Genomic DNA, 23,113 nt, shown 5'->3' with positions numbered 1-23,113 from the left:
TAACTCATTGCATCCAAAGTGTTGATAGGTAAATAATATTTGTTTAGTGATACTAGACTAGACGCGTCGATGCGGCGTACACAAAAACAACCGTATAAAATAATCAGTATTATCATATATTTAGCACTATAGCTTATGGCTATAAGCTATAGTCTGAATTGAAAAAGGGGTCTATAGGGGTACCCAGGGCGGATTCTTTTGTGGTTTCAAAGACTTAGCTTGACTCCCTGGTGGGACATTTTAAAGTATACATGTATTTCACAACGCATTTCAATGCGATTAACAACGCAAATATTGCGAAACACAACAGTCTGGGGGACTTTAAATGGATATGGAGACCCAGGGTCTAGTCTTAGACCCCCATGAAAAAGACGTTTCAAACGAGGGGTCTATTGAGGGCGGGGAGGACACTCCCCGATCTAAGACTTCATTGAGGATGCACTACGAGGCTCAGGTTTCAGTTCTTCGTCGTCAGATGGGGGATCTGGAATCGATTCGGTTGGGACTCGGTCTTTCGCAACGTAAAATGAGCCAATTACTGATGGTCGATCCAAGCAGTTGGACTCGATGGACAAAGCAAGGCGATGAGGCTCCTCCGCATGTTTGGCGCGCGCTTCAGTGGTATTCCATTCTGAACGAGAAAATCCCAGGTTTGACGCCGCAATATTTTATGAATCAAAGCCCTCAGGTCCTTCATCAAAAGGCTTTGCAGGAATTGGTATCGGAAAAAGCCGAAAGACAGGCTGAAATGTCAGTTTTATCGCGCAAATTGGATGGTTTTTCGGTTGAAAAGCAGGCTTTAAACGCGGAAGTCGCAAAGCTTAAAAAAGACCTTAAATTTCATCGAAAAATCAGTATATTCATTCTTTCGATATCGCTCGTTTGGGCCGCAGTCTTTTTAGTTTGGAAATTTATATGATTAAACACGATTCAATCCGCCTTTTAGCCACAGAAAAAATCGCCGCTGCGATTCAAAAGATGGGGCATTCCTTATCTGAAGACGAAATCTATAAGGCGCTTGTTGAGCCTCCGAACTCTGAACTGGGTGATCTGGCTTATGGTTGTTTTATTTTGGCAAAAACGTTGAAAAAAGGTCCTCCGCAAATTTCTGGCGAAGTGGCCGCTAACATTGAACTTGATTCCAATCTTATTAAGGCTCAAGCAGCGGGACCTTATTTGAATCTGACTTTTGCACCGCAAGCATTTGGCGAAAAGGTTCTGAATCCAATTCTTTCTGGCGCGCACTTCAAGAAAGCCTTGGTGGAAAAAGCTCCGAAAACAATGATTGAATACTCTCAGCCAAATACCCACAAAGAGTTGCACGTGGGCCACATGCGCAACCTTTGTCTGGGTGATTCTATCGTAAGAATGCTTAGATATGCGGGACGTGAAATCGTTTCTGCAACTTTCCCGGGTGACATGGGAACTCACGTGGCGAAATGCCTTTGGTATATGAATAAGCACAATCAAGAGCCTGTTCCTGCAACTGGAAAAGGCGAATGGCTTGGAAGCATGTATTCCAAAGCCAATTTGCTTTTGGAAGATCAAAACGGAACTCCCCAGGAGGAATTGAATCGCCAGGAGCTAACAGCGATCCTAAAACAATTGGAAGCTGAAAGCGGTCCTTATTATGATCTTTGGAAAGAAACTCGGGAGTGGTCTATCGAATTGATGAAGTCCGTTTATAAATGGGCCGATGTTACATTCGATGAATGGTATTTTGAGTCTGAAATGGATGCACCAAGTGCGGCATGGGTTAAAGAACTTTATGCTGAAGGCAAGCTTGAGAAATCAGAAGGTGCGATTGGTAAAAATCTAGAAGCTGAAAACTTGGGCTTCTGTATGCTTTTGAAATCCGACGGTACGGGACTTTATGCGACCAAAGATTTACTTTTGGCTCGTCATAAATTCCAAGACGTTCAAATTGAAAAGTCTGTGTATATCGTGGATATGCGTCAGGCTTTGCACTTTAAACAGGTTTTCCGCGTTCTTGAAATGCTGGGTTTTGAGCAAGCTAAAAACTGTTTCCATCTTCAATATAATTATGTGGAGCTTCCGGACGGTGCGATGAGCTCGCGTAAGGGCAACATCGTTCCGTTGAATGATCTGGTTCGCAACATGGAAGAGCACGTTAAAACGACTTACTTGACTCGATATGAAAACGAGTGGTCCAAGGAAGATATCAAGCTGATCGCTGCGCAAGTGGCGAAGGGCGCGATCTTCTATGGAATGCTTCGTATGGATACAAATAAGAAAATCGTGTTTGATATGAACGAATGGTTGAAACTCGACGGTGAGTCAGGTCCATTTATTCAGTACTCCCATGCACGTATTCAAAGTTTGTTGCGTAAGTTTCCACGCACCCAAAGCGCGCCAAATTGGGCGCTGTTAACTCATCCAGCAGAAAAACAAATGATGCAGGTTGTGTCTGGATTTAATTCCGCGGTTGCGCAAGCGGCAGAAAATTATAAACCGGCTGCGATCTGCACTTATTTGTATGACACTGCTAAGAAATTTAATGTGTTCTATCACGAGTGCGCTATCGGAACAGAAAAAGACGAAGCGATTCGCGAAGCTCGTCTTGCCTTAAGCGCTGCTGTAGGCGCGACCTTAAAACAAGGTATGGCTGTTCTTGGAATGCCGGCTCCTGATAAGATGTAGTGCTTCTTGAGAAGCATGAATAAGGATGAAAAAGGCGCTGATTTTACCAGCGTCTTTTTTTTTGCGGTTAGCATATGGTTATTTTCATTTTCCCTGCGGTTCCGCAACATGTCACAAAGTTAGTGTGATTGAAGGCGGTCGTCACCTGAAATAGACTTTCTCTATGACACACGCTGAATCGGTAACTAAAATGTGGCAAGAGTATCACAAAGCCCTTGGAGTTTTGGCGCCAGATGCAATCGTCGCCGATTCTTTTTCTGATAACCCACAAGAAGCGACTGAACTTTCCGTGCTCGTAGATCAAGGTATCAAACGGGCAACGGCATCTGCTCTTTGGTCTATCGAGAAAAATTCGACCGAAATTCCTGCAGTTGGTGGGATCTTTGTCGTAACTGATGGTAAAGGCGAAGCCGTCTGCATCGTCAAGACTACCAAGGTGTCCATTATCCCTTTTAATGAGATTAGTGAGGACAATGCTTTTACAGAAGGCGAAGGTGATAAGTCTCTGAAGTACTGGCGCCGAGTTCACATTGAATTTTACAAAAGACAGTTTGCTCCGTTAGCTCTCACTTTCGAAGAATCGATGCCCATCGTTTTCGAGGAATTCGAAAAGGTTTTTCCTTAAGAGGACAAAACCACGTGTTTTCTATCTCGAGATTAATCAGAAACTCATGCGCTTATTAAGTAGAGTGGCCTTGAGTCATAGCTCAGTGCATCTAGTGCTGAGTGTAAGTGCTAGTCTTTTTACTCAAATGGAACAATGATCCCTAGGCAATTCTAATTAAGGAGAATTTTCCATGGGAACGTTTGAGTTGATCTCTAAACATGGTGACCACGAACAAGTGGTATTCTGTAACGACCCGGCTGTGGGTCTTAAAGCTATCATCGCTATTCATAACACATCTTTGGGTCCTGCTTTGGGCGGTACTCGTATGTGGAACTATAAAAATGAAGATGAAGCGTTGATCGACGTTCTACGTCTTTCTAAAGGTATGACTTATAAAGCTGCTGCATCCGGTTTGAACTTGGGTGGTGGTAAAGCGGTTATCATCGGTGATGCCAAAACTCAAAAATCTGAAGGATTGTTCCGTGCTTTCGGTCAATTCGTGAACTCTTTGAATGGTAAATACATCACGGCTGAAGACGTGGGTACGTCTGTACAAGATATGGAACATATCTACATGGAAACTCCATGGGTAACTGGTATCCCTAAAGACTTCGGTGGATCTGGCGATCCATCTCCATACACTGCACACGGTGTTTTGATGGGTATCAAAGCTTCTGCAGCTGAGAAATTCGGCACAGATTCTTTGAAAGGTATGCGCGTAGCGGTTCAAGGTCTTGGTAACGTAGGTTCCAACCTTGTTAAGTACCTTAAAGAAGAAGGCGCTGAAATCATCGTTGCTGATATCGACATGGCTCGCACTAAAAAGATCTCTGAGACTTACGGCGCGAAAGCCGTCAGCTCTGATGAAATCCTTTTCACTGAGTGCGATATCTTGGCTCCATGTGCACTAGGTGCGATCGTGAACGATCAAACCATCACTAAGTTCAAGACTAAAGTAATTGCTGGTGGCGCGAATAACGTTTTGGCTGAAGCTCGTCACGGTGACCAATTGAAAGAATTGGGCATCTTGTACGCTCCAGACTATGTTATCAACGCGGGTGGCTTGATGAACGTATTTGTTGAGCTTGAAGGCTACTCTCCAGAGCGTGCTTTCGAAAAAACTAAACGCGTTTACGACAATATCGCGAAAGTTTACGAAGTTGCTAAACGTGACAATATCGGTACGCACACTGCTGCAGACCGTTTGGCTGAAGAGCGTATCAAAACTATTGGTCGCTTGAAACAACGTCACCCAGGTAAATCTTCTCGTTCATTCACGACGTTGAAAGAAGTTTACAACCGCTAATCGGCGGTAGCCAGCAGAGCCGAAGCGCCGGTCGGCGCGCAGGCTGAAGCAGCTATTTGAACGCAAATTCGAGGCTCGTTGCCGTTTGGTAACGGGCCTTTTTATTTTCAGTCGACGCAGTGAACTACGGGACGCTCAGGGTTGACTCTCGAGGGGCTGGGTTTAACAATTATTCGGTCTAAGTATTTATTAACAGCGAGGAATTATCTTGAGCACGAAGTTTTCTAAAGAAGATTTGAAGAACCCAGACCAAGTTACAAAAACATTGAGACAAGGCTTTGTTTGGACGACAACTCACTCCAAAATTGTGATCACTGCAGTTATCGCGTTTGTTGTTATCGGGGCTGGCGCATCTTTGATGGGCTATCTTTCCAATAAAAAAGAAGTTGCGACTCAGGAAAAATACTTCTCTTTGGAAAAATCCTACACTGAAAAAAAACGTGGCTTTGAAGAAGCAGCTCGCGCTGAAATGATGGCTGCCACTGCAAAAGATAAAAAAGGTGCTCCAGCATTTGACCCAAGCAAAAAAGCTAGCGGTGACATGCAAAAAGATTTTGGTACTTTGATCACGGGTTTTGAAGCATTGATCAATGAAGCTCCTAAAACAGTGGCTGGCCAAATGGCGGCTTTGAATTTGAGCGACATTTATTTGTCTTACAAAAAATACGACGAAGCAGCGGCGACTTTGAGCAAAGTTGAAGCAGGTTTGAACAAGTCTGATCTGACTTCAGGTCTGGTTTGGATGCAAATGGGCAACGTTATGGCTGACAAAGGTGACTGTAAAGCCGCAATCGAAAAATGGAGCGTGGTGACGGCTTCTAAGGCCTTTAGTTTTGCTCATGACGAAGCAAAGCTTCGCCAGGGTCTGTGCTATGAGACTTTGAATGACTCTGCGAAAGCGGAACAACTTTACACTGAAGTTTCCAACACAGCTGATTCACAAAACACAGATTCCATCTCTTCTCGTGAAGCTGCGAAATATCTTCGTTTGTTGAAAGCGAAAAAGAATCTTTAGTTTTTAAGTAAGGGCGACCATGAAGTTTTTAATTTTTGGGGCTTTGGCTCTTTTTATGATGGGTTGTACGACGATTGATCAGTCCGTAGATAAAACTATGGAGCAATGGCGTGCGCTCAATAACAGCAAAAGAACATTCGAAGTTAAGACTGCATGGGTTCGTCAAACGACTCAAAAAGATAATCTGGGCTTCCGTAAAATCAATCGTATGACGCCGATTTTGGCTGGCAGCCTGGTTATTCAGGGTAACGGTATGGACGGTATTTCAGCTTATGGCCGTGAAGACGGTCAGTTGAAATGGCGTTTGCCGGTTAAAAACGGTGTTGAGCCCAGTGCGACGTTGATTCGCGATCGTCTGTTTGTTGGTGCCAGCGATGGTAATTTCTATTCCATCGAAGCCAGTACGGGTCGCGTGCAATGGACCTTCCCAACAAAATCAGAAAACCTATCTGAGCCTTTGCTTGATGAAGGTATTGTGTATTTCCTAGCGGGAAATAATGTCCTTTACGCATTAGATGCAGCAACAGGCCGCCAAGTTTGGTTGTACTCTCGTCAAGACACATCGGTGTTCTCGATTCGTGGTGGCAGCAAGCCTGCAATCCGTAACGGCATTCTTTATATCGGGTTCTCTGATGGTTCCTTGGTCGCGTTCAATGCGAAATCAGGTGCTGTAACTTGGGAATTGCAATTGAACCGCAACAAACGTTTCCGTGATGTCGATGCGAGCCCTATCTTGGATGGCGATCAGATCTATATCGCTGGCTATGACGACAAGCTTTATGCTGTTTCGGCTGCCAAAGGTGAAATCCTGTGGCGTGTGGATCAGGGCGGCTATAGCTCGGTCACTGTTGCTGGCGACCGTGTGTATTATCCAACGACTACGGGTGAGGTTTTAGCTTTAAATAAATCCAATGGCCAAAAGGTTTGGAGCTTTAAGGTTAAAGACGGTATCGCAACGCAAGTAAAAGTCTTTAAAGGCATTCTGACGTTTGGCGAATCTCAAGGTCGTCTGCAGTTCTTGGATGCAGGAACTGGTCAAGTATTGGGCGATATGGAGCCAGGACGCGGTATCTTGTCGGCTCCGCAAGTAGACGAAAAAATGGACCGTGTGTATTTTATCTCGGGTGAAGCCAATCTGTATGCGATTGATGCACAATGGGTTCGTACAATTAACTAGTATTAAGGTCGGGGAGTGAGACGATGAGAAAATGGGTAACAGCAATTATTCCAGTCCTTATTTTGGCAGCTTGCTCTCATGGTGACTGCCGTGGCGAGAAAATGAAAAAGACTCAAGCCGAACCAGGAGCTGCCGTGACAACTTCGAATACATCGGATCGCGTGAAAGTATTTAAGCCAGATGGCTCTTTGCAATGCGGTCAGGGGAAGCGTATTCCCTTGGCTGACATGCAAAAAGACTTGGGCTCGGTTCAAGTTTACTCCAGCAAAAATGCAAATGACGGCATGATGCGCATTCAACTTTGCGGTAGCCCTACGGGTAACTGCAACGTTTATGAAATTGATCGCAAAGATCTAGCGACCGCTCAAAAAGCTGGCTTTAAAGAGTGGACGGCAGAATAGGGGAATAGACTCCCCGTCTCATTCTGAGACGTACGCTCTGTATACGCCTAGATGACAATCCACGCGGGGAGTGTTCAGTTCCCCCTGTAAATCACATGAAATCAAATACTTAACTGCGCATCTGTTTTGCACCTGGAACACGTTGAGGTGTCGTGTGCGCTTTTTATTCGTATTGCTATTTATATTCAATATCGGGGTTCAGGCCTTTGCAGATTCAGCGCGAGATGCTGCCGTCGTTGAATCTGTGGATAGATTGTTAGCGGTAGATCGCCTTCAGTTCTACATCTTAAATCTAGCTGATTTTTTAAGTAACAAGCGCGATCCAAGCTTGGTGAAAGCTCTTTATTCAATCACTCCTGAAGACATCTATAAGGCGACATCAGATGCAAAGGTTTTAAATACCCCGGCTCATTGGGATGGATTGATTTTATCTATCGTAAATACGAAAGCTCCAGGACTTAAAGCCACCGCGGCAGATTTTAAATGGGATTATAATTTCTTTAAAAACAAACTTGCGACCAAATTTGTTTCTGACTCTCCAAAAGCGTTTAAAGGCGTAAAGCCATTGGCTTTGGATTTTGCGGATGCTCCCCTAAATGATATTCCAGAAGAACGTCTTGAATCAAAATACCTGATGGACGTTGAAAGATACATTTCTGAAAAAACAACCCGTGCTTTCGTTTGGGACGCGATCATTAACGAGCGCAATATTTCATTCATTATTGGTGATCAACGCGACTTCACTGAAACCGTGGAAAGAAATGGTTTTGAAATTGTGAAAGAGATCAAACCCATGGCAAGAAACTATAATAAGATTTATTTGGCTTTTAATCCCAAGACTCAAAAGCACTTTTATATGGTGAATTTGATCTCCGGTGCTGATCGTATTTTACACTTTGTGGATCAAATCAAGGCCCTTAAGTTTGATGGTAAAACATTTGCTTCAAAAAAAGGCCAGGTCACTGTCTATGGTGATGCGGATCGTTTCCATGAAAAACAGACTGCCATCTTAAAAGACATTTTCAAAAATCTACCTGTTGCAGATAAGGTTTTAATCGGTCAAAAAGGCGCCTTTGAAACGGCTATCAGAGATGCTGGGATGCTGGATATCGTTAAAACTCAGTCTTCTGAGCTGCTTAAAACGATGGGTGTTGATAAACCATCACAAGTATCTAAGTTTAATGGCATGGCTCAGCGAGCGATGAAGGAATCTTCTTTTCAATTAGATGCTATTAACAATAGCGGTATCAAAATTGAAAACGTCTATGAAAAATACGGCGATAGTATTTCACGTTCGTATGCTCAGTTTACGTCAGAACAAGCCAGCCACGAGTTCAGTGACTATTTATTGGAAGATTCAAACGGTCAGATTAAACGTTGGCGTGTGTTTTCTGCGGTCTGGGGAGATGAAATCGTTCCAATCGCTCAAGCTTTGAAAGACACAGGTCATAAGGACATCGTCTATATTGGTACGGCCGGTGCTATGGCCAATAAAGGTATTAAGGTCGGGGATGTCATCCGTGGTGGAGTCGTGCAAACTCATTCCGGAAAAAAACTAGCTTTTACTCAGGGTCATCTTGCACCAACACCCCAAGACCGCGTGGCAGTTGTGGGGCAAGTTCACACACCTTTTGAAGAAACAGAGGCCTGGCTTAAAAAAACGGCTGCTGGATTCGATATTGTTGAGGTTGAAACAGGTTATTTGCGCGAGATCATGGGTGAACAAACGAAACTAGAAACTTATTTTTTGATTTCAGACGTTGTAGGGTCTGAGAACGAGACTTTGGCTCATGCTGCGCAATCATCTTCACGACGTAAGCGCAATCAATTGAAGCTTTTAGAAAACCTTTTCGTTCAAAATGGAATTCGTGCCCCTGTTTCTAACTATGAACCGATTCCACAAAATGCACGATTTAAGGCCTTGTTCCGCAAGCTAACAGAGCTAAGCCCAAGCCGTGATGCGATCTCAGTATTCCAAATGGCACAAACAGCTATGCGTGCTGGATTCACGGCGGAATCAGATTTAACTGCAATCATGAAGCAACCAAATTTCAAACGAGCTGATTTTGACTTCTCGATGAAGAGTCTCGGAAGTTTACTGGCAAATACACAAAAGGCTTTGCCTCGCGGACAGTCTTTAAAAGTTTTCAGCGAAGACATAATGAAGGGTACTTTCAATCCCAAAGTGAAATCTACAGTTTTCGTGATTGCTCCAGATGGAATGAGCGCGGAACAGTTAAAAGCTTACATCAATCCGACCAGTTTGGACTTTATGAAAAAGTACTTTGATATTCGTGTGGTTGATGCAAAAGATCCCGCGGCTTCTATAGGCCGTTCAGTTTCGACTTTGAGTTCAGATGTTCTATTTGAAGTGTATCGTGATGTTCTAGCCAAGTCTGGCTTTGGCTTAGAGATAGATATCTCTGGTAATTATCGACTGAAAGAACTTACTGGATCTATGGGAGCACCAAGATGTTCATCCGTGTTTATGTAGTCCTTGCGATCCTTTTGATACATAATTTCACTTTTGCAGGTCCTCCGCAGGAACTGTCGTTTGATGAAAGCATTCGTAAGCTAGCATTCTTAATTGGCGATAATATGAGCCGAAAACATGGTGGTGGCATATATGAAAATCAACTGGAACTTCGCGAAGCCGCTGTCACAGCTATCGAAAAAGTTCCATTGATCGATAATGAAAGCCACAGTCGAATCGTTTCTAGTTATGGTTCTGATGGCATTACCATTCGTCTTCAATACGATGAAACAGTCGAAAAAAAGCCTGAATTGCTATTTAAAAACCTTTTGTTATTCACGCGTCTGAGTCATTTTGATTTAGGCGCAGATATTCGTGTAGCAGACCGTGAATTTGATAAATTGATTTTCGATTCACCACACACCTGGGCTGAATTACAGTTTAATAGTGAAAAGGGGAGTCTGGCCGCTCGTGCCCGTCTGGCTCATATTGAAAATGATCTGTTAAAGTCGTCCTTTGCTCAACCCACGGCGGAGTTTTTGGAGCAAATCACTAAGACATCGGGTCGAATTCAAAGGCTTTTGCCAAGCTTGATTCAGGATTCCGCAAAACAAGCACAAGAATTGGATCAATTGGCTTTGAAATCTGAACGCTTACAGAAAAAATCAACGGATACCTGGAGATCTGAGACCAAGACCTTGGAACAATGGGAATCTCAAGCTGATAAGTTGAATGATTTAATTTTGAAAAATGATCGCCCGGCCGTCGCGCAAATGATTTCTGATTTCCTACCTTGGGCTTCAATGTCTCCATCAGAATCCAGTGCCTGGAATTTGTGGCTAGAAGCTATTCGTCATCCTGATTTAACAAAATCAACAGTGGCGTTTCGCGGTGTTGATTATGCGACTGATAAAATTCAACGTATAAACATGCCTGATGGTGAAAGTCGCGTGGCTTTTATGTCGACGGTTTTAACCAAGAACCAAGGCAGCTATACCAGACGTTTAAGATCTCTTTCAGCGAATCGCTTACAGAATGGCGATATCGCTGTTGAAAAGTACAAATCGGGTGCGACCGTAGTCGGAATTTCAGATCAAATGACGAACCATGCGCATGAACCAAGAAGTTCAAGCTTCCTGTCGTTTACCTATGATCCTTGGGTGGCCACAAAGTTCGTGGGTAGAAAAAAGATTCTCGATGATAAGGGCAAGATGAAACACATTCCTAACGGCGGGACTTTGGCCGTAAGAATTGACAGTCGTCGTTTATTCCCAAATATCATGTCGGAATATCCTGGTGAAATCGAATTGCTGGCACCATTAGTTATCTTTCCTGATGAGGTTGTTGCTTATAAAGAAGGTCCTTTTATTGGACAAACAAACAATGACACGATGGAAGCCTTTTTAGAAACTGTCGCAGAAAAGACAAATACCAATGTGACAATTTGGACAGATCGCGCAGCCAAGAAATCCGTGTTTAAATTCTATTTTAAACGCGATGGATATAAGTTTATGGAAAATTTCCTGCCAAATAATCCAATATCTGCGCCATTGTGTTCACGTATTTTCAGATAACCATTGAAACATAATGATATTTTCTTTAAAACGTCTTTATATCAGGGTCCAGGCCTTAAATCAGGACTCTGATTTCAAGTTTAATCTCTCTGATTTTGCTCGTTAATTTTTCCCTCATTCCAATCAGATTCAATAAAGAAATGATTCGAAATTGATCTGCGGTAAAATCTATTCTTTGAATTTGATTTGGATGTTTGAAATCAGATTTTATATTTCGAATCTCAATTTAGATTCGATTTTATGTGTTTAAACCAAGTTTTAAGCATATCGATTTTTGATCCAAATTCAGAAGCTTTAAAATGCATCGAATTTACATCGAAATATCTACCTAAATTGATGCATTTAAATGGTTCGTTTTAAAACCTTCAAAAGGACCATCAAATAAGTAAGGTTTTTGATGCGTATTTGGCTTTAATTAAACGATTAAGAATTAGTGCATATCAATAGACCCTTAAAAAGGACTGTTTAAAGGTGGTCTTTTAAACGATGAATTCAGGGATGTTGATTTTAGGTCGAGCTTGAAGGTTTAAAATTATTAAAAGATTGAGTTTAAACAGCAGAAATATAGGCTTAAATAATCAGCGAAGATCGATTCATTAAATCAGCCAGAATGGGGAGTTTCAATGGATCTGATCGCTGAAATGAATCCAAATCCCACCAAATATCAGATCAAATATATGCGATTTAATCCTTAAAGAAGCCCTCTAATCAAACCAGATACATACATAACGTTACATAATATAACTTATCAGAAGCTTTTATAGGTATCCTTCCAGACCCGCTTTAACCTCGAAAATCAACTACTTTAACATGATATGGTTATTTGAAATAACGATCTGAGTGATTGGATTCACAAGTTCCAAATGAACATGGGGTTTATGTGGGCTGAGATTTCCTAAGAGCGAATTGTTATCGATTCTAAAACGTCTTTTGCCATCAGCGCTTACGAAAACTCCGCTGCCAGCTTTGCCAATTTGGGAATACTTTTGCCCCATCCATCTCTCGCCTAGTTCCAATGCTTCAGATTGATTCACAGAATAGCGACTGGTGATATTTCCATGGCCTTCGATGGTTTCAATCAAGACGTTATTGATAACTGTTTCTGAAATAGCTTCTACAGATGTGACTTTGCCAATTACAGAATCACTGAAGACTGCTTGGCATTTCGGAGCCGATTGCGCCTGAGATATGGAGCTTACAAAGGTCGTAAAAACCAGTGCAATAAGAAATAGATATTTCATTCGACGTCCTGCAAATGCCATTGCTCCACGAAATGCCAGAATCAGGCCGACCTCAAACTGAGTATAAAGGTTTTTAAATGAATTCAATGGCAACACTGTCGACAAATGACGTTTTTAAGGCTTGGTCCTTTGATTGCAATACTTCATTACTATGAGTATTCGACGGATTTATGATGGTTTAAACCTTAAAGCTTCGCTATGGCTGTTCATACTGTTTACGGCTGTATTGCCGTTCCATGCCCATGGCGCCCATAGCTGCGAATACGTCTTTGCTGAAGAAGTTACGAGCGTTCCGCGTGTGTTTTATAAACGCATGATCAGTAAAAACCTCTCTGAAAACTCTGCACAAAACACCCAAATCAAACAGCAAATTGCCAAATTGGCCGAGGTTGTTTTACATGAAAATTCCCGCACCATTGAAAAAGGCCGCGCTTACAACAAAGTTCACATGACTGATTTCACCGTTGCCGACGTTAAATTGATGCCAGGCAATTTAGTCGATGGCTATGGTCTTTTTATCGTTAAGCTTATTAACAAACACGATGGAGATATCGAGTTTGAACAAATTCGTTCGAATGGATATGCCGCTTTCATAGATAGATCTTTTCAGTTCCGTGATGGGATTTCCAATGATCCCATCATTCGCAGATTCAAGGCCTCTTATATAGATGAAACGGGTGCGATTAAAACAGTGGACCAAGGTGAGATTTTTATTTCCAGTCTCCCCGATCAAATTCATCTTTCCCGAGTCATGAACCAGACGGAGCGCGAGCAATGGGTGGATGGCAAACCCATTCAAACAGGCCCTTTTGGCGCCAGGACTCACTTTGCGGTTAACTATTTTAAGTTTCAGAAGCAGGAACCGTATTTGATTCCTTATTCCAAGGAACAGCTTCTGAGTGCCTATCGCCGTGGTGAAGTCGAGATCAATACCTACGATGTGGTTGCCCACAATGAATTATGGCACGGCAAAATCGATCTTGAATTCGAGGTCGTTTTTACCGGAATCAAATCCTTGGAAACTTTACGACCTTTACTTCAAGAGTCTTTGCGCCAGGATATCTTACTTTTTAAATAAAGGTATTATTGCGTGTGATAAAGTCGCGCTTTAATTTCAGAGATACGCTCTTCAATAAATGGTGTTGGATCTGGATCGGCCTTCAGTTTGCCGGAGGTAAAATCCACCAATGCGGCCTCATAGTATGGTTGCGCCTCGGAATACCTTCTTAAATCATAGTACGTACTTGCGATATTCAGGTTGGATCCCTCGTGAAGCTTCGGATTCAATTTTGCTTTTTCTTTTAGATCCAAATACAATTCCAAAGACTTATTTAAATCACCCAGGTAATTGTAATAGGCAGCTTCCTGGAATTGCTTTTCTTCGGGTGGGTAAAAGTCTTCTATCATCTTTTTTACGATATCTTTGTACTGATCTTTGAATTCAGGCTTTCTTAATTTAGAACGTAAAAACGAGATCAAACTATCGATCGCCCGATTATTTCCAGCCGCCTTAAAGTCCTGATACATCTTCATGGGATCATCGCCCAAAACGCAATTTTCTCCTTTAAAGCACTTCAGAACAAAGCTTTCAAAATTACCTGCATTCAAAGTAATCACTGGTTTTTCGGGTTGAGCCTCATCGTGATAAATCACTTGATCTGTTCCCTGAGGCAGCTGAACGCGGGTGACTCTATTTTCTGGTATAACCGGCGGCTGTATCGAATCAACTGTTGCACCCGGCTCCCCCGCCTCAGTCCCCGTTTTTTTCGGAAAGAAAATGACAGCGAGAACAATCACGATGATGATAATCACGAAAAGAATAATGGCTGTTTTTTTATTTTTCATGAAATCATGATGTACCAGTTTTAGTACAAGGTCTACTGAAGCTGATTAAATTCGCTTTGTTTTTCCCGCAAGAGCTCTTGGATGGAGCGAATCACTTCCTGCTGGCCCTGTAAGTTTCTTTCCGCCTGATTGACTTGGGACTGCGCAGACATTTGCCCATACCGAGTTTGTCTATAGGCGTACTCCAGTCTTTGAATCTGATCACGCAAAGAGTCTATTTGATCTTGAATATCAGCGCGGGCCTCTGCATTTTCAGAGGCAATTTGGCGGGCTTGAGCTTGGGCGTTTTGGGTTTGCTCCAAAGCTTGTGCCGAAATTTGCAGTCTTTGAACCTTCATATCCTGCAATTGTTGGTTTTGGGCGGCGAGCTGTTGCTGCAAGATCCTGACATTTTGATCGCGCAAGGTCATATAATTTAAATTACCTGTCCAATACTCGAGATCCTCTTGAGTTCTACGAATGATAGCCTCTTGATCTTTGATATTTTTATCCATTTGGTCAGTGTAAAACTTTGCTGCGGTACTTGTTTCCGTAGAAATGCGCTGGACCTCGCGCTGAATTTCCGCCTCAACGAATTGATCTCCCCGAAGTAAGTCTGTCAAAGACTGGATCTCTTGATTTGCTGTGCTGATTTGGTTGCGATAGTTCAACTCAACGCGATCCGGATTGGTTTTATTTCTGATATCATCCAGATATTTGCGTTGAGAATCGAGTTTTTGGTTCTCTTGATATAGCTGCGTGGAAAGATCCTGAATCTCTTTTTGCAACTGAGCTTTGCGAAGGGAAGTATCGACGGCCGGCTGTTCCGTCACGGCTGCGGTACGACGACGTAAAAGGCGTTGAGTGTCGTCATTCTTTTCGTTGACGATTTCTTGTGTTCTTTTTAGTTCTTGGCCAAATTTGGTAAACCAGACTCCAAAGCCGATCACCAAGGCCACCACTAAAATGATCAAAGAATTTCTTGTCACTCCTGCCGCCTATACTGGAATCTCCACAATAGAACGGATTCCATTTCGTGCTGTCATGGCATGAACAACGGCCCGCAAGCCCATGATTGTTTTCCCTTGAGCTCCAATGACCTGACCTAAATTGTCTTTCGCACAATTCACACGATAAACAGTGGTCTTAGGTCCCACATAGGTTGTGACCGTCACCGTGTCAGGCTGGTCGACTAAAAAGCGGACGACTTTTTCAATCAATTGCCGGATCTCCTCGCGGTATTCATCTGCATTAATGTCGTCACCCTTGATGCGATTTTCTTCTTTAAACCCTTTATATGATTCCATATCGTTCATTTCGAGACTCCTCTAATAAAATCGGAAGCTCCCTGCCGATTGAAACTGCAGTGATACCCGAAAACGGGAGCCCACTGTGCCTGGAAGCTATATTTTTTTGTGATATTAACGAACAGTTCAGAGCCCTCTTGGAAACCAAAGTTGTCTCCCCGACCCGTTGATACATAATAGAGTGGCTTAGAAATTCCCTGAGGATAAGACGCTGGCAACTTCAGTGGATCGTGATGATCCCAATCATCGGCATCAACTATATAGTTTTTAGAGATATCAATTAAGGAATCGACCAGGAAGCTTTCAGCTCCAGTCCGGCGTTTATAATCGGCGATATCTTGGTTGCTGGAATACGGGCCAATCACCGACAGAGCTGGACACAAAAGAAGTGCTTTAGAAAAATATCCGGGCATTCTTAACGTCGCTTCCGCAGCGTTAAAACCCCCCATGGATTGCCCAATCAACATCCGTCGACCTTGCCCCAAGCCGCCCACTTCGTTTTCCAGAAATGGCAGAATGTGGTCTCTAAAAAGAGGCAGAGTTTTCGCTTTGTTGTTGTCCACTAACATCCAGGCCGGACCGAAAGAAATAGTGATCACGGTGGGTTCGTAACCCTTTAGCAGCCAACGTTTGGAAATGGATCGTGTGTCGCCTTTATTAAACCAGGATTCCGCATTGGCGGAAATCCCATGAAAGAAATAGACGATGTCTTGATTGCGAGTGCGATCAACCTGATTGATACAATATTTGAAATTGACGCCATTCAGAGTTTTCGAAGAGCAGCTATAATCCAAGACACCAGCGACAGATATCTTTAGATATAGCAAAGTGAAGAGCGCTGAAATAAACGCAAGTCTTCGCACTGGAGCCTCCATTTGAAATAGGCTCCGTCATGAGAATGTTGAAATCAATTTGCAATATCGAAATCTTCGCGAACTCTGTGTTTAGACACGAGAACTTGCTCGCCCGTATTCAGGCATTTTAGATAAAAGTGATTGTAGCCAGTGTTAGTGATCACAAAACGACTTGGGGCTTTTGGAGAAATCTTTTTCGCCAACACAGATCCCACCTCAAGGTTTTCATACTTCTTTAAAAGCTTTTGTGACACCTGCGCACGGTAAACATGCAAAGCCACGGCTGCCACCAAAAACAAAAGAGCTGTCGTTCCACAAACGGTCCAATGAAATTTTCTTTCCAACAACAAAGTAAAAGAAACTGGCGCCAATACAGACACCAAAACGATCGCAGCTGTCAGGCGGCGTTCCTGTTTTTGATACTTTCTAAATTCGTCGGAAAAAGTAGAAGACATAGACAAATCCCTCTCGATAAAGAGACTCTTATAAGAACACAAAAGGTTAAGAATCATCGAGTCCAGAAATGGTTAAAGTTTTGTTGAAGATTTATTTCGCCGCTCCGTGTCCCTTGCTGACAGTGGCAATTCGATGAGTTCTCCTGAAATAACTCAGTGAGGTTTTTATGCAACTTTTGATTTCCTTGTTCATGGCTCTGCCAAGCTTTGCTTCAATTCAAGCTCTGGATAATTCCACCTGCCAAGATCGCGTCGAGCGCGGAGGAAGCATTCAAGTGCAAATGCGCCCCACAGGGAACGGAGATTGCTTTGTATCCGTTAGCGATTACAAAAAGGATTCCATGTTCTACCGTGGATATGTCTTCGCGGCGGATGGGAACCTGATGGTTTTTAACTCCTTTGGCACGGGTCCAGTTTCGGAAACGACAGGGGCTCGAGAATTCTACACGTTCCCCCGTCGTCTCAAGTATCCGTCATTTACTTGGGACCAAGAACAGCGAGTTCTTAAGGTTATCTCCACAACAGGAGACGAATATTATTTTGATTTCGAATCGGCTCAACTGAAAGGTCAAAGCAAGGCCGAGGTCTATGTTGCACCGGAAGTTGCCAAGGGCAATGCCGGCGGCGTGGAAATTAAAGGCTACAAAGGCCTGATCCTGGATGCTGGATTTAAAATGGGTTCAGCACCAACCAGTAACCCTCGCGGTAAAGTTAAGTTCACAGATGAAGTGGGTAAAACTTGTGAACTGACTGTGGGAGATATATTTAGTTACCGTGAAGATGGTGATCCTTACGTGAAGTTTTCCGATAAAAATCTGGCAAGCTACCTGAAAAAGAAATGTTCCAAATTAAAATTTCCGACTTTGTAGGAATCTAATAAAAAAGGGGAGTTACGCACTCCCCTTTTGTTTTTACTGGACTCCCCGCTGTAATAAAAAATCATTCGGGGGAGTGGTTTATTCTTTTAGTTTCGGCGTGACTTTTAACTCCACAACTTTGCCCTGCCTTAGAACTTTCATGGAGGTTTCTTTGTTAGGCTTCACCGCTTGTAACGCGTAAACGTAATCATAGATATTGTCGATTTTGGTGTTATCAAACTCGATCAAGATATCCTTTTCAAGCAGTCCAGCTTTTTCAGCTGGACTGTCTTTGGAAACTCCTGAAAGCAAAACGCCTTTCGTGCCTTCCTGTGTATAGTCTGGGATTGTCCCCACATAGACACGGAAACTGCGACCTTCCATATTGTTTTGCGAGCTTGCAACCTTCACATATCTCACGCTTGGCTTAGAAGTCATCACAATCTGGTCACTAAAGCCTTTAACCACACCTAATACTTTAACTAGACCTTCAAAGTTAATCAGATCCATCGTGTCTCGTGGTGTGTGGTATTCAGAATGCGCCCCCGTAAAAAAATGAGCCGTGGGAATACCTGCCATATACAAAGCTAAGGAATCTGTTGGTAAATAGGGGTCTTCTTGAGCGACCAACGGCAGACGCGTTTGCGCCTCCACGCGTTCAGCTATCGCGCTCCAAGTATCGCCCGAACCCAATCCTTGAATAAACAGGCGATCACGCAGGCGCCCCACCATATCCATATTCAAATAGGCTTCGATCTTTTTACCCAGAAGTGTCTTTGTGAAATGGGTTGACCCCAAATTCCCCAACTCTTCACCGGACCAAACTGCAAATATCAAGTTCTTCTTAAGCTTTCCAGGAGATGTTTTTTGCAAGCCTGCATAAGAATGAGCGAGCTCCAAGACTCCCGCAACTCCTGATGCATTATCATCAGCTCCCCCGTGAGGAAGGCCGGCCTCTTCTTTTTTAGCCAGCGAACTTCCCGCCATACCTAGACCTAAATGATCCCCGTGGGCCCCAATCAATACAGATGTCGTCGCGCCTTTTGCTGGAATTTCTGCGATCACATTTGTCCCTTTGGACTTTTGAAATTGCAGATCAATATTTCCCTTCAAGTACATGGAAGGAATTGCGAATCCAGGTTGAGGCTCCCCCTTGTCTAAAAGAGCTTGCTCGGCTTTAAGATCTTTTCCTGCGTTTTGCAATAAACCAGAAGCCACCGGCGTAGAAAGGCGAATCACTGCGATACTGGATTCCGACAGCGACCCCTCGAATTTGATTTTACCAAACTGATCTTTCAAATCACTTAAAGGTCCATGAACCGCTATCAAACCGATAGCGCCCTCATTTTTTGCAACCGTCACCTTATGTTGCATTCTGGAATACAGATTCAAATACTGACGACGAGTCGATGGCAAATTGGCAGGCAAATCCGTTAGAACCATAACCCATTTGTTTTTAACATCGAGACCTTTATAAGAATCATAGGCAGCTTCCTTATCAGAAGCTGGTGCCTTAATCCCGTAACCTGCAAACACAATCGGCGCTCCACTGATCGGTCCGGTTTTGGAGAACGACAGGGGTTCATAATCCTTAGAAATCTTGTAAGATGTCTGACCTTTGCCAATCAGTTCAAGTAAGTTCTTATCTCCCAGACTCACACCTGAAGTAAATTCGAAGGATTGGAAGTAAGTCCCATGAACTCCAGCAGGTTTTAACCCCCAGGCCTTAAAGGCTTCAGCAATTTTGTCAGTATAAATCTTCTCCTGAGCGCCCCCCGTACTGCGACCGGCGAATTCATTCTGTGTTAAATATGCGATCCAGGTTTTCAGATCCTCAACGTTGATATCAGCAGACAAGGAAGCTTTGCTTGGATCCACCGAAGGAAGCTTTAAAAGGCGCCGCGCCTGAGCATCATCCCATTTCGCCATTACGATTTGGGAATCCCCTTTTTGATTACGATGGGTCCAGGACAGATGTTTGCCATCCGGAGTGAATACAGGAAGACCATCGAAATCATCTGCAAACGTCACACGCACAGGATCGGATTTTCCAGCGGTATCAACGATGAAGAGTTCAAAATTTGTAAATCCTAAGACACTGGACCCAAAGACAATGTAATCACCCGATGGGTGAAAAAATGGCGCCCAAGACATAGCCTTCATATGAGTGACTGGTTTTTGCTCAGAGCCATCGATATTCATGGTATAGATTTCAGCCGTGGTGCCTGCGGCATTGAAACGACGCCACGTGATCTTCTTGCCGTCAGTGCTAAAGAACGGGCCGCCATCATAGCCTTTGAAGTCTGTCAGGCGTTTCACACCAGTGCCATCGGCCTTCATGATATAAATATCCATCATATAGGAAGGGTCCTGCTCAAACAGCTTTTGGTCATCAGCCGAAAGCTTCTCGGAGTAACCCGCACGGTTTGAAGCAAAGACAATGAATTTGCCATCAGGAGAATAGGCCCCCTCAGCGTCGTAACCTTTTTCTTTCGTCAGTCTTTTAAGATCTTTACCATCCAGATTCGAGGTCCAAATGTCGTAGTTTTCATCAAAGCTCCAGGAGTACTTGGCCTTCACGGCTTTTTTGCGATTCTCGATCTCTTCTGCCATTTTCTTTTTCGTATCAGGATCTGTATGCGTCGAAGAAAACATCACTTTTTTCATGGAAGGATGAATCCACCCGCAAGTGGTTTTACCCACTCCCGGAGACACGCGGCGTGTTTCGCCATTTTTAAGATCCATCACGTACATTTGATAGAAGGGATTTCCTGGCTCTCTTTCGCTTTGAAAGATCATATAGCGCCCGTCAGGACTGAAATATCCTTCGCCTGATTTAGGACCAACAAAGGTCAACTGACGTGTTTCGCTGAGCAAATTGTTCGGGGAATTTACAAATGAACCCGCGACTGCTCCACCATGAGACTCGGGAACGTTTAATTTCATTTCTTTGCTTTGGCAGGAGGAAATGGCCCCTGCGAAGACCATTAGACACAGAAGATTTGTAAGAACCGCTTTCTCTTTATTCATAGTCTGTGTAGGCTAGAAGTACATGGGGAATTATGTCAATTGTCTTGGGAGGATGCTTATGCGCGCAATTCAATGGGTTTTCATTATGCTAGTGCTAAGCTCTTGCGTAACCGCTCCACCAGAAACAAAACTTCCTGAGATTAAATACACCGACGAAATCTACTCTCCTGTCCCTTTTGTTGCCCACGAAGGTAGCGGTGCATTTAAAAATTACCTGGCGATGAGTTTGGAGTACAAGGGCTTTCAACCTCTCTTGAAGCAAGTCGAAGAGATTTTGAAGTCCCCTTTAAAAAACCGCGGTGAAGCCCATATCACGGTGATCTCACCGGTGGAGTTTGATAAAGTCTTAAGCCGTCATTTGAAAATGAAGGACATTCATCAGGTGGCGGAGCAAATGAACTTACAAAAAAGCGCTTATCATCCGCTGTGCCTGGGAAAAGGCGCCTTAAATATCCAAGGAAAAGAGGAAAGCACGTATTTCATCGTGGTAGAATCCGAAGCCTTGTTTAAGGTTCGTCAGGCCATTGAGGCTTTGTATATCAAAAAGGGTGGGAAATCTGGTGAATTTAATCCGGAATTGTTTTTCCCCCACGTGACTCTGGGGTATACTGAACGCGATCTACACTATGAAGATGGCGTGAAAAAAGACGCTGCCAGCTGCATATACAAACTGGAGCCCGTGCCCCGTTCTAAATGACTGTAACTGACCCACAAACTCTTATTCCATGTCCTTACAAAGATACCTGCTCTGGTTGCCAGTTGCTGGATCACCCCTATGGAAAGCAAGTTCAAAGTAAAACTTCTGAGTTGCGTGGCCTTTTACAAAGTCATGAATTGCAAATTCCTGAAAAAATCGAGTTCTTAAGTGCTGGCGCGGGATATCTGCGAGACCGCTTGGATTTCAGTCTTCAAGACGGTCGCCTGGGTCTTTATGGTAAAAATGCTCGTGAAATCGTGGATATTGAAATTTGCGCTCAGCTTTCTCCAGAACTTCAGACTTGGTATACAGAATTCAGAAAAATCAAATGGCCTTTCACCAAAGGCTCCATCCGTCTGCGCGTCGGACCTGAAGGCCAACGTGGGGTTTGGCTTGATTTCGCTAATGTCGACATCAAAGCCCTTTTGGATGAACAATCCATTCTTAAAAATCTTCAGGAACATGCCTTCGTAGAGATCGGCCAACGCCGTAAAATCCCCGTCTGGAATGGACATGAATTCAAACTAAAAGATCCAGAATTGAACGTTTGGTTCACAACATGGATGGGCGAACTAGCAGTGAAACTTTACTGCCACGTTGCGAGCTTTACACAGCCAAGCCTTAAGGCAAATAAACTGATTGCAGATAAGATCTCATCCTGGGTGAATCAATTTCCTCAGGCACGCATTATTGAATTCGGTTCAGGAATTGGTAATTTAACGTTGCCAGCACTGACAGCGGCAAAATCAGTTTTAGCCTGCGAGATCGACGCACTTTCATTGGAAGGACTTGAAAAAACAGTTCTTATGTTACCTTCCGAATTAAAACCCCACAGTCAGAAATTAACAATTTACCGGGGAGATTTTCAAAAGAAAATTCTGCAGGATTTCAGTCAATTTGATGGAGTCTTGGCAAATCCTCCGCGCTCGGGCCTGATGGGCTTCTTAAATCCATTGGAAGAACTCAGTTACGACCAGCGACCGCCATTTTTCATTTATATGTCATGCTTTCCAGAGTCGATGGCGAAAGACATGCAACGTCTTCAGTCGTATGGATATGAAATCAAAGAGCTTGTGATACTGGATCAGTTTCCGCAAACAAATCATTATGAAGTTTTAGGCTTACTTCAAAGAAAATAAACGAAGACCGCACAGCTTGCCGGTCAAATCTCCACCCAAAATCAAAGACAGTGCTGGCAGAGTCACAACACCAGTCACCACGATCAGCGTAGAGCGCGCTAATACACGCAAGACATAACGAGTTTCTAATCGCTCATGGGGTTGACCCAATCGGATATTGCAGGCCCATTCGCCAATGCTAGAACCCGTCAGCACACGGGTTGCGATCAGATACACCCATGCACTCACCGCGTAGATTTCAGCCAGTAACATAATTTGCGATTCAGTATGGAAATAGTTTTTAATCACGATACTGGCGTTGGTCTTCATCAATAGCGAAAACAGCACCAAAAAAGCACAGCTGACCGCAACCAGAACCAAGCCATCAATGAAAGATGCCATCAACGACCATAAAGCCAGGCGATAACCTTTGCGCTTACGTGACGGACCACCCTGGAATCCGGTGCCCACCGAAAAATCCATGTCTTTGCGCGAATTAAAAAGGTCCTTTGATGG

At 43.5% G+C, this 23,113-nt stretch carries 21 protein-coding genes; 13 read left to right on the top strand and 8 right to left on the bottom strand.

Features of this window, described 5'->3' with window-relative positions; all coding sequences use genetic code 11:
• Positions 1–325: 325 nt before the first annotated feature.
• From HW988_RS09500 to HW988_RS09460, 9 genes are all read left to right on the top strand, one after another.
• Positions 326–919 (top strand): hypothetical protein, encoded by a 594-nt coding sequence (locus tag HW988_RS09500; protein ID WP_181607461.1) that lies wholly within the window; start codon positions 326–328, stop codon positions 917–919.
• Entirely contained in the window at positions 916–2,661 is a 1,746-nt protein-coding gene (argS, locus tag HW988_RS09495) for an arginine--tRNA ligase (RefSeq protein ID WP_181607460.1), read from the top strand. Before HW988_RS09500 ends, argS begins: the two co-directional genes overlap by 4 nt.
• A gap of 163 nt (positions 2,662–2,824) precedes the next feature.
• Positions 2,825–3,286: an ASCH domain-containing protein gene (locus HW988_RS09490; protein WP_181607459.1), complete on the top strand. Its 462-nt coding sequence runs from the start codon at positions 2,825–2,827 to the stop codon at positions 3,284–3,286.
• Positions 3,287–3,458: 172 nt separating this feature from the next.
• A complete protein-coding gene (locus HW988_RS09485) occupies positions 3,459–4,574 on the top strand; it encodes a Glu/Leu/Phe/Val dehydrogenase (RefSeq protein WP_181607458.1) in 1,116 nt (371 codons plus the stop codon).
• 208 nt (positions 4,575–4,782) lie between these two features.
• Positions 4,783–5,589 carry a tol-pal system YbgF family protein gene (locus tag HW988_RS09480; protein ID WP_181607457.1) on the top strand — a complete coding sequence of 269 codons (807 nt, stop codon included), beginning with the start codon at positions 4,783–4,785 and terminating at the stop codon, positions 5,587–5,589.
• A 19-nt stretch (positions 5,590–5,608) separates the two neighbouring features.
• A complete protein-coding gene (locus HW988_RS09475; protein ID WP_181607456.1) occupies positions 5,609–6,766 on the top strand; it encodes a PQQ-binding-like beta-propeller repeat protein in 1,158 nt (385 codons plus the stop codon).
• 23 nt (positions 6,767–6,789) lie between these two features.
• Positions 6,790–7,167, top strand: a complete 378-nt coding sequence (locus HW988_RS09470; protein WP_181607455.1) for a hypothetical protein — start codon at positions 6,790–6,792, stop codon at positions 7,165–7,167.
• A gap of 154 nt (positions 7,168–7,321) precedes the next feature.
• Positions 7,322–9,661: a hypothetical protein gene (locus HW988_RS09465; protein WP_181607454.1), complete on the top strand. Its 2,340-nt coding sequence runs from the start codon at positions 7,322–7,324 to the stop codon at positions 9,659–9,661.
• Positions 9,640–11,214 carry a hypothetical protein gene (locus HW988_RS09460; RefSeq protein WP_181607453.1) on the top strand — a complete coding sequence of 525 codons (1,575 nt, stop codon included), beginning with the start codon at positions 9,640–9,642 and terminating at the stop codon, positions 11,212–11,214. Before HW988_RS09465 ends, HW988_RS09460 begins: the two co-directional genes overlap by 22 nt.
• A gap of 800 nt (positions 11,215–12,014) precedes the next feature.
• On the opposite strand, the gene HW988_RS09455 is transcribed toward HW988_RS09460, so the two are convergent.
• Positions 12,015–12,455, bottom strand: coding sequence for a hypothetical protein (locus HW988_RS09455; protein WP_220128850.1), 441 nt, complete (start codon positions 12,453–12,455; stop codon positions 12,015–12,017).
• 151 nt (positions 12,456–12,606) lie between these two features.
• On the opposite strand from HW988_RS09455, the gene HW988_RS09450 reads away from it, so the two are divergent.
• A complete protein-coding gene (locus tag HW988_RS09450) occupies positions 12,607–13,533 on the top strand; it encodes a hypothetical protein (RefSeq protein ID WP_181607450.1) in 927 nt (308 codons plus the stop codon).
• Positions 13,534–13,538: 5 nt separating this feature from the next.
• Here the strand turns inward: HW988_RS09450 and HW988_RS09445 are convergent, their stop codons facing one another.
• From HW988_RS09445 to HW988_RS09425, 5 genes are read right to left on the bottom strand one after another with little or no spacing between them, the layout of a single operon-like run.
• Positions 13,539–14,300 carry a tetratricopeptide repeat protein gene (locus tag HW988_RS09445; RefSeq protein ID WP_181607448.1) on the bottom strand — a complete coding sequence of 254 codons (762 nt, stop codon included), beginning with the start codon at positions 14,298–14,300 and terminating at the stop codon, positions 13,539–13,541.
• A gap of 32 nt (positions 14,301–14,332) precedes the next feature.
• The gene (locus tag HW988_RS09440) at positions 14,333–15,268 is read right to left on the bottom strand and encodes a hypothetical protein (RefSeq protein ID WP_181607446.1); all 936 of its coding nucleotides are present in this window, start codon (positions 15,266–15,268) and stop codon (positions 14,333–14,335) included.
• 9 nt (positions 15,269–15,277) lie between these two features.
• Positions 15,278–15,595, bottom strand: a complete 318-nt coding sequence (locus HW988_RS09435; RefSeq protein ID WP_181607444.1) for a KH domain-containing protein — start codon at positions 15,593–15,595, stop codon at positions 15,278–15,280.
• Positions 15,592–16,449, bottom strand: coding sequence for an alpha/beta hydrolase-fold protein (locus HW988_RS09430; RefSeq protein WP_255490300.1), 858 nt, complete (start codon positions 16,447–16,449; stop codon positions 15,592–15,594). The genes HW988_RS09435 and HW988_RS09430 overlap by 4 nt, the downstream gene beginning before the upstream one ends.
• Before the next feature lie 44 nt (positions 16,450–16,493).
• Positions 16,494–16,895 (bottom strand): hypothetical protein, encoded by a 402-nt coding sequence (locus HW988_RS09425; RefSeq protein WP_142700210.1) that lies wholly within the window; start codon positions 16,893–16,895, stop codon positions 16,494–16,496.
• 167 nt (positions 16,896–17,062) lie between these two features.
• On the opposite strand from HW988_RS09425, the gene HW988_RS09420 reads away from it, so the two are divergent.
• On the top strand, positions 17,063–17,764 hold the full coding sequence (locus tag HW988_RS09420; RefSeq protein ID WP_181607442.1) for a hypothetical protein: 702 nt from the start codon (positions 17,063–17,065) through the stop codon (positions 17,762–17,764).
• 87 nt (positions 17,765–17,851) lie between these two features.
• On the opposite strand, the gene HW988_RS09415 is transcribed toward HW988_RS09420, so the two are convergent.
• A complete protein-coding gene (locus HW988_RS09415; RefSeq protein WP_255490299.1) occupies positions 17,852–20,698 on the bottom strand; it encodes a M28 family peptidase in 2,847 nt (948 codons plus the stop codon).
• A 142-nt stretch (positions 20,699–20,840) separates the two neighbouring features.
• On the opposite strand from HW988_RS09415, the gene HW988_RS09410 reads away from it, so the two are divergent.
• A complete protein-coding gene (locus HW988_RS09410; protein ID WP_181607440.1) occupies positions 20,841–21,479 on the top strand; it encodes a hypothetical protein in 639 nt (212 codons plus the stop codon).
• Positions 21,476–22,618 (top strand): class I SAM-dependent RNA methyltransferase, encoded by a 1,143-nt coding sequence (locus HW988_RS09405; RefSeq protein WP_181607439.1) that lies wholly within the window; start codon positions 21,476–21,478, stop codon positions 22,616–22,618. Before HW988_RS09410 ends, HW988_RS09405 begins: the two co-directional genes overlap by 4 nt.
• On the opposite strand, the gene HW988_RS09400 is transcribed toward HW988_RS09405, so the two are convergent.
• Positions 22,601–23,080 (bottom strand): RDD family protein, encoded by a 480-nt coding sequence (locus HW988_RS09400; RefSeq protein WP_255490298.1) that lies wholly within the window; start codon positions 23,078–23,080, stop codon positions 22,601–22,603. The genes HW988_RS09405 and HW988_RS09400 overlap by 18 nt on opposite strands.
• Positions 23,081–23,113: the final 33 nt, after the last annotated feature.

This window comes from Bdellovibrio sp. KM01 (assembly GCF_013752535.1).
Taxonomy (GTDB): Bacteria; Bdellovibrionota; Bdellovibrionia; order Bdellovibrionales; family Bdellovibrionaceae; genus Bdellovibrio.
Note: the sequence above shows the minus strand (reverse complement) of the source record. Positions and strands in the feature narration are given on the sequence as shown.